This window comes from Nocardia sp. JMUB6875 (assembly GCF_041154655.1).
Classification (GTDB): domain Bacteria; phylum Actinomycetota; class Actinomycetes; order Mycobacteriales; family Mycobacteriaceae; genus Nocardia.
In genome coordinates, this window is record NZ_BAAFGR010000281.1 from 1 (window position 1) to 6,647 (window position 6,647).

Consider the following 6,647-nt stretch of genomic DNA (forward strand, 5'->3'; position numbering starts at 1 on the left):
GGGGCCGGAGCCGGGGTGGGACGCGGACCCGGACGCGGGCCGGCACCGGGGGTGGCCGGCTTGGCGGCCGGACGCGGGGTGCTGTCACCGCTGGGCTTGGGGGTCGCCGACTTGGCGGTCCCATTGGACGGGGCGCTCTTGGGTGCGAGCGACTCCCGCAGCCGGCGCGCGACGGGTGCTTCCACCGTCGAGCTCGCCGACTTCACGAACTCGCCCTGCTCCTTGAGCCGCGCGAGTAGTTCTTTGCTCGTGACACCGAGTTCTTTAGCCAACTCGTGCACGCGGGCCTTGCCTGCCACTGCTCTCCTCACTCAGAGGTCGAGCGCGGCAGCCCGTTTCACGACGGGACGCGCGCACGACCTCGACTAATTTCGAAGGCCGATCATTTCTGGGACTTCACGGTGTGCTCATGAGTGCTCGTGCCTGTTCTCTACGTAATGCTCCAGGGCTGAGATATCCAGATTTCCGGACACTCGTAGTGCTCTGCCGATTGCTCGACGCCGAACTGCTTGACTCAAACAAGCCGAAGAGGGGTGCAACCACGCACCCCTTCCCGGAAGTCTGCGCCGCGGATCCGGAACGACCACAACCGTTTGCCCACTCTCGGCAGAAGGTTGCGCCACGACCCGCATCAGATCGGCAGCCAGCTCGCGTCGGCGACATCCGATGCAGGTCCGGACGGGTGCTGATCTTGCTGACACCCGCTCGGCGCGCAGAGAAGCCGTCGACTCGCGCTGAGCCTGCGTCCACTCTACCGCTGTCACGTCCCGATCTCCGCATCCGTACCCCTTGGAAGTTACCAACCTGTCATCCCGGGGGTCTGTTTCACAAATCTCGGGGCGGACCGGGCCGGATGGATCCGGCAAGATCAACCCCGGTGGGCCTCTCCCCCGCCCGCGGCGGCCGCCGGACGCACTCCGCCCTGGTTATCGGGCGCCGCGTCGGAGCGGATGTCGATGCGCCAGCCGGTGAGCCGGGCGGCCAGGCGGGCGTTCTGGCCCTCCTTGCCGATGGCCAGGGAGAGCTGGAAGTCGGGGACCACCACCCGCGCGGCACGGGCCTCGGGGTCGACGATGGTGACCGAAACAACTTTCGACGGGGACAAAGCATTCCCGACGAAGCTCGCGGGATCCTCGGCGTAGTCGATGATGTCGATCTTCTCGCCGGCCAGTTCGCTCATCACGTTGCGCACGCGCTGGCCCATCGGGCCGATGCACGCGCCCTTGGCGTTGACGCCCGGGACGGTGGAGCGGACCGCGATCTTGGAGCGGTGCCCGGCCTCGCGGGCCACGGCCACGATCTCGACCGAGCCGTCCGCGATCTCGGGGACCTCCAGCGCGAACAGGCGCCGCACCAGGTTCGGGTGGGTGCGCGAGAGGGTGATCTGCGGGCCGCGCGGGCCGCGGGAGACGCCGACCACGTAGCACTTGATGCGGTCGCCGTGCTCGTAGGTCTCGCCCGGCACCTGCTCGGCGGGCGGGATGACGCCCTCGGCGCCATGGGCTTCCGAGCCGATGCGGACCACGATGGTGCCGCGGGCGTTCATGCGGGCGTCGCGCTGTACGACGCCGCCGACGATATCGCCCTCGTGGGTGGAGAACTCGCCGAAGGACTTCTCGTTCTCGGCGTCACGCAGCCGCTGCAGCACCACCTGGCGGGCGGTGGTGGCGGCGATGCGGCCGAAACCCTCAGGGGTGTCGTCCCATTCGGAGATGACGTTCCCGTCGGCGTCCAGCTCGCGGGCCATCACGCGCACGACACCGGTCTTCTGGTTGATGTCGATGCGGGCGTTGGGCTGGTGGCCCTCGGTGTGCCGGTAGGCGGTGAGGAGAGCGGACTCGATCGCGGAGATCACCGTCTCCATCGAGATCCCCTTGTCGGCGACAATCGCGCGCAGGGCTTCGATTTCGATGTTCATTCCACGATCCCTTCGGTCAGTGAATCGGATTCAGTTGCTTCGTCTTCGGTTGCGGTTTCCTCCTGCGCGCCGGGCTTGGGGCGGCCCGGTGCGACTCCCCCTGCCAGTTCCAGCTCCGCGGCGCCGGGTGGATTGAATTCCACCTGGACCACCGCGGACTGGATGTCGGCCAGCGGCACCGTCACCCGGTGTGGCTTCCGCTTACCCCCGAGAACCAGGGCGACGTCGCTTTCGGTGGCGACGCCCACCCGGGCCTCGAACGTGGTCTTGCCCTTCTCCTCCGGTGATTCGGCGCCGGGGCGTAGGACGATCTTCACCTTGCGGCCCTGGGCGCGTTGCCAGTGGCGTAGGGCGGTGAGCGGCCGGTCGATGCCGGGCGTGGTGATCTCGAGCAGATACGGGGTCTCGCCGAAGTCGCCGGCGTCGTCGAGGGTCTGCGAGATCTCCGAGCTGAGTTCCGCGACCGCGTCGAGGTCCGGGGAGCCGTCGCTGTCGACGGTCACGACGAGTTTCGTGTGTGCTGTACCGGCAGCCGAAAGCGCGACGCCTTCGAGGTCGAATCCTCGGCGTTCGACGAGCTCAGCAACTAGCTGGCTCACCCTTTCCTCGGTCGGCATCGGCATGTGGGGCGGCTCCTGGTTCAGTTGTCACGGGTTGAGTTGTCGGTTTCGGCGAAATGCCGCGCCGAAGGTCTAGCGTAACGCGCGGAAAGAGTGTAAAGGACCAGCGAACTCGCTCGAGTTCGGCATGGTCGGCGCTGTGGTGCCGACGGCGTGTCAGCCGCGACGCGCCCGTGACGGTTACCCGTCGTTCCAGATCACAGCCTATCCGACGCCCCTGGCGCAGCAAGCGGTCGGCGACGGCTGGCACCATGTATGCCGTGCCCAGCAGTCAGAGCGGTCGTCCGGCCGATGTCGTCGGTCTCACGGTCCCGAGGGATCGAACCGGGTCCTCACCCACCCCCAATCCCGTACCCGCCGTGAACCGTCGCGGCGCGCTGCGGCTGGCCGGTGGCGGAGCGCTGGCGGTGGCCGCGGTCGGCGCGCTGGCCGCGTGCTCGAAGGACGACACCCCGGCCGCTCCGGATCCGCTGATCGCCCAGGAGACCGCGGCCCGCACCGATGCGGCGGCCGCGACCGCCGCGATCGCGACCAGTCCCGACAAGGCGGCCGCGCTGCAGATCATCGCGACCCAGCGCACGGCCCACGCCGATGCGCTGCGCACCGAGATCGACCGCGTCATAGGCGTTTACGGCGACGGCACCACGCCCAGCCGCCGCACGCCGCCGGTCACTCCCGTCGCGCCGGTGCCGCCGCCCGCGGTCTCCGCGCTGCGCACCCAGCTGCAGCAGTCCCAGCGTTCGGCCGCGGACCTGTGCGCCCAGCTCTCCGGCTACCGTGCCGCCCTGCTCTCTTCCATCAGCGCGTGCTGCGCCACCCACGCGGGAGTTCTTCTCGGATGACGACCACCGATCAGCAGGCGCTCATCGATGCCCTGAGCGCCGAATACGCGGCTGTCTACGCCTACGGCGTGATCGCGGCCTACGCCAACCACGACCGCGACAAGCTCGTCGCCGAGTACACCGCCGCCCACCGGGCGCGGCGGGACGCGACGATCGATGCCCTGAAGACTTCCGGCGCAACGGTTCCCGAGCCCGCCGCGGCCTACACCTCGCCCATCGTCGTGAACGATCCGATCCCGGCCGCCAAGCTGGCCGTGACGGTCGAGTCCGATACCGCGGCCGCCTGGCGGTCGGTGGTCGAACGCGCCGATGCCGCCGAATTGCGGCGCACCGGCATCGACGCGCTCACCGAATGCGCGGTCCGGCTCGCCACCTGGCAGTCGATCCTGGGCGTCAATCCGGCGACGGTCGCGTTTCCCGGCCAGCCCTGACCTGTCTCCGGCGGTCACCGGGAATTCGCCGAGGGCGCACTTGATGTTCGCGTGCGCGTCCGTGTCCGGGCACTCTGCGGGCATAGGGTCCTCGGCGGCGCGGCCATTCGCATTTTCCTGCCGCGCAACGGAATTCGGTGCGATGGCGAGGAGATGCTGTGGCGGTCGACGCTGCGAGGGGTGAAAAGGCTGCGCGGGAGGAGAAGGCGCTGCGGGATGTGACCGATCGCCTGGTCGACGACTATGGCGAGGCGCATCCGGCGGAGCGGGTGGAGGCCGTGGTGGGGGCGGTGCGCAAGCGGTTCGAGGGGCATTCGGTGCGGGAGTTCGTACCGATTCTCGTCGAGCGGATTGCGCGGCGGGAATTGGATCCCACGCGGGGGAAGAATGGCGCGGGGGTGGAATTGACCAAGTCGGCCGCGGGGGCGGACGGCAATTCGGGCTCGCCCGATGGTCAGGCGGACAACACGAGTGTGTTCGCGGCGGTGGCGGGGCGGTTCGTGCCGGCGCGGCTGGTGGAGAACAAGCGGGCACTGGGGGCGGTCGCGGCCGGGGTCGCGGTGGTGCTGGCGGCCGGGGCGGTTTTGGCTGTGCAGCAGTCGGATTCGCCGTCCGCTTCGACGACGGCCGCGCCCTCGTTGACCGTGGTGCGTGGAGTGGTGGGGTCGGAGAAGTCGGCGTTCTTCGATGATCCCAAGGTGGCCGATGTGCTGGCCAGGCACGGGTTCAAGGTGGTGGCCGAGCCCGCCGGGTCGCGGCAGATCGCCACCTCGGTGGATCTGGGGAAGTACGATTTCGCGTTTCCGTCGAGTTCGGCGGCGGCGGAACGGATTCAGCGGCAGCGCGGGGTGAACGGGAAGTATGTGCCGTTCTCTTCGCCCATGGCCATCGCGACGTTCCAGCCGATCGCCGATCTGCTGACCCGGGCCGGAATCGTGACGCCCGGGGCGACAACGACTTTCGACGTCGACAACTATCTCGCGCTGGCCGAGAAGGGTGTGCAGTGGAATCAGCTGGACGACAATTCCAGCTATGCGGTGCCCAAGAACGTGCTGGTCTCCACCACCGATCCGCGCACCTCCAATTCGGCCGCGATGTATCTGGCGGTGACCGCTTACGTGGCCAATGACAACACCATCGTGCGCGGGGCGAAGGCGGAAGACTATGCGGTGTCGCGGGTTTCGCGGCTGTTCACCCGGCAGGGGTTCACCGAGTCCAGCAGTGACGGCCCGTTCAAGGATTATCTCGCCAACGGCATGGGCACCATCCCGATGGCCTGGATCTACGAGGCCCAGTACGTCGACGCCGCCGCGCACGGGCAGCTCAAGCCCGACATGGTGCTGATGTACCCGGCCCCGACGATCATGTCCCAGCACACCGTGATCCCCTTGAACGACAAGGGCGATCAGATCGGCAAGCTGCTCACCACCGATCCGGAGCTGCAGCGCCTGGCCGCCGACCACGGCTTCCGACCGACCGACGTGACGCTGTTCACGAAAGTGACGGGTGCACACCAGATTCCGGTGGATGCGAATCTGGTCAACCAGGTGACGCCGCCCGACTACGACACTCTCGAACACCTTCTCGACGGCGTCGCCAAGTCCTACAACTGACGCGGCGCGCAGCGGCCGGCGCGATTCGCGAGCCGACCGCTGCGGGGTCGATCATCCGGCTCTGGTCACCGAGGCCATGGGCGTCGCTGTTGTCGTCGGTGGTTCCGTGGTGGTCGGGGGCGCGGTCGTTGTCGGCGCTTTGGCCGATGTCACCGTCGTCGAGGTAGCGGTCGGCAGGTCGATCACACTCGGCAGCCGGCCGCCGCCGAGCATCGGGACCGAGGTGGTCGTAGCCGGTGGCGGCAGCGGGCTGTGCTGGCCGCCGCAGGCCGCCGACACTAGGGCGGCAGCCGCGATCGTCACCAGTGGGATCGGACGTCTGAGCACATCTCACCTTCCGCTTGGTATCGATCGAACAGCACCGTCCGAGTGGACGGATGGATTATCGGCCATGCCAAACGGTTTGGGGGTCAGTGCGCGGGAACGTCCACCGCGATCTCGCCGCCGAGATGGTAGCCATCGGCCAGGCGCAGGTTGTCGCCGCTCCAGAAGCTGCCCGGGTCATAGCGATTCGGGCGTTTCCGCGGGAGCAGGCCCATCGCCTGATAGGTCATGGCGACGATCTCCGCGCAGTAGGCGTTCTCCAGCCCGGCCTCGGCTTCGCGGGGTGCGGCGCGTTTGGGCAGCGGCACCCGGCCGCGCAGCCACCGTCCCGCGAGGGCGCTCGTCGACGGGAAGGGCATGCCGTCGAGCCGCGCCACCATCCGCAGCGCGGCGTCCTCCATCTCGCGCGTGACCGGCCGATCCAGTTGCCGAACCCAGGCCTGCTGACCGTATTCGTGGGTCCAGCGCATCACCGCGGCTCGCATGTCGTGCAGCTGCGCACCGCGATGATGATTCCCCGACCAGACATCGGGCAACGCGCGCCCGAGCTCCGCATGCCAGATCAGCGCGGGCAGATCATCGATGACCACCGCCATCCCGACATGATTCACCGGACTGTTGGTCAGCCCCCGAATCGCCCGATCCGCCCCCGACTTCCCCCGAAACAGCCACAAATCCCCGGTGCGCATGAGCCCCACCGCGTCATCCAACCCAAGTCTCGAGATCACTTCCCGTGCCACGCCAACTACCCTAGGCCCATGCGATGGTGGAAAGTCCTAGGCTTGGCAGGCGCCGCAGGCGTAGCCGCAACCGGCGTCGTAATCGTCCGCTCCGAACGCAAACGCCGCGCCTACACCCCCGACCAGGTCCGCGACCGCCTCCACGCCCGCCTCGCCAAC

The 6,647-nt window shown here is 68.4% G+C and carries 9 protein-coding genes; 3 read left to right on the plus strand and 6 right to left on the minus strand.

Annotated features, from left to right (window positions below):
* The 4 genes from ACAM49_RS37855 to rimP all read right to left on the minus strand — a co-directional run.
* Positions 1-299: translation initiation factor IF-2 N-terminal domain-containing protein (locus tag ACAM49_RS37855; protein ID WP_369640342.1), on the minus strand; the 299-nt coding region annotated here is incomplete at its 3' end.
* 108 nt (positions 300-407) lie between these two features.
* A complete protein-coding gene (locus ACAM49_RS37860; protein WP_369640349.1) occupies positions 408-716 on the minus strand; it encodes a YlxR family protein in 309 nt (102 codons plus the stop codon).
* Between the two features lie 152 nt (positions 717-868).
* The gene (nusA, locus tag ACAM49_RS37865; protein WP_369640343.1) at positions 869-1,918 is read right to left on the minus strand and encodes a transcription termination factor NusA; all 1,050 of its coding nucleotides are present in this window, start codon (positions 1,916-1,918) and stop codon (positions 869-871) included.
* Complete coding sequence (gene rimP / locus ACAM49_RS37870) at positions 1,915-2,541, minus strand: ribosome maturation factor RimP (protein WP_369640344.1); 627 nt, start codon at positions 2,539-2,541, stop codon at positions 1,915-1,917. Before rimP ends, nusA begins: the two co-directional genes overlap by 4 nt.
* Positions 2,542-2,897: 356 nt before the next feature.
* Here rimP and ACAM49_RS37875 point away from each other — a divergent pair, with 356 nt between their 5' ends.
* The 3 genes from ACAM49_RS37875 to ACAM49_RS37885 all read left to right on the plus strand — a co-directional run bounded on the left by ACAM49_RS37875 (position 2,898) and on the right by ACAM49_RS37885 (position 5,424).
* On the plus strand, positions 2,898-3,380 hold the full coding sequence (locus tag ACAM49_RS37875) for a hypothetical protein (RefSeq protein ID WP_369640345.1): 483 nt from the start codon (positions 2,898-2,900) through the stop codon (positions 3,378-3,380).
* The gene (locus ACAM49_RS37880) at positions 3,377-3,811 is read left to right on the plus strand and encodes a ferritin-like domain-containing protein (protein ID WP_369640346.1); all 435 of its coding nucleotides are present in this window, start codon (positions 3,377-3,379) and stop codon (positions 3,809-3,811) included. The genes ACAM49_RS37875 and ACAM49_RS37880 overlap by 4 nt, the downstream gene beginning before the upstream one ends.
* 158 nt (positions 3,812-3,969) lie before the next feature.
* Positions 3,970-5,424 carry a three-helix bundle dimerization domain-containing protein gene (locus tag ACAM49_RS37885; RefSeq protein ID WP_369640347.1) on the plus strand — a complete coding sequence of 485 codons (1,455 nt, stop codon included), beginning with the start codon at positions 3,970-3,972 and terminating at the stop codon, positions 5,422-5,424.
* 51 nt (positions 5,425-5,475) lie between these two features.
* On the opposite strand, the gene ACAM49_RS37890 is transcribed toward ACAM49_RS37885, so the two are convergent.
* Both ACAM49_RS37890 and ACAM49_RS37895 read right to left on the minus strand, forming a co-directional pair.
* On the minus strand, positions 5,476-5,727 hold the full coding sequence (locus ACAM49_RS37890) for a hypothetical protein (RefSeq protein WP_369640348.1): 252 nt from the start codon (positions 5,725-5,727) through the stop codon (positions 5,476-5,478).
* Positions 5,728-5,834: 107 nt separating this feature from the next.
* Complete coding sequence (locus ACAM49_RS37895; RefSeq protein WP_369640350.1) at positions 5,835-6,437, minus strand: hypothetical protein; 603 nt, start codon at positions 6,435-6,437, stop codon at positions 5,835-5,837.
* Positions 6,438-6,647 lie beyond the last annotated feature (210 nt).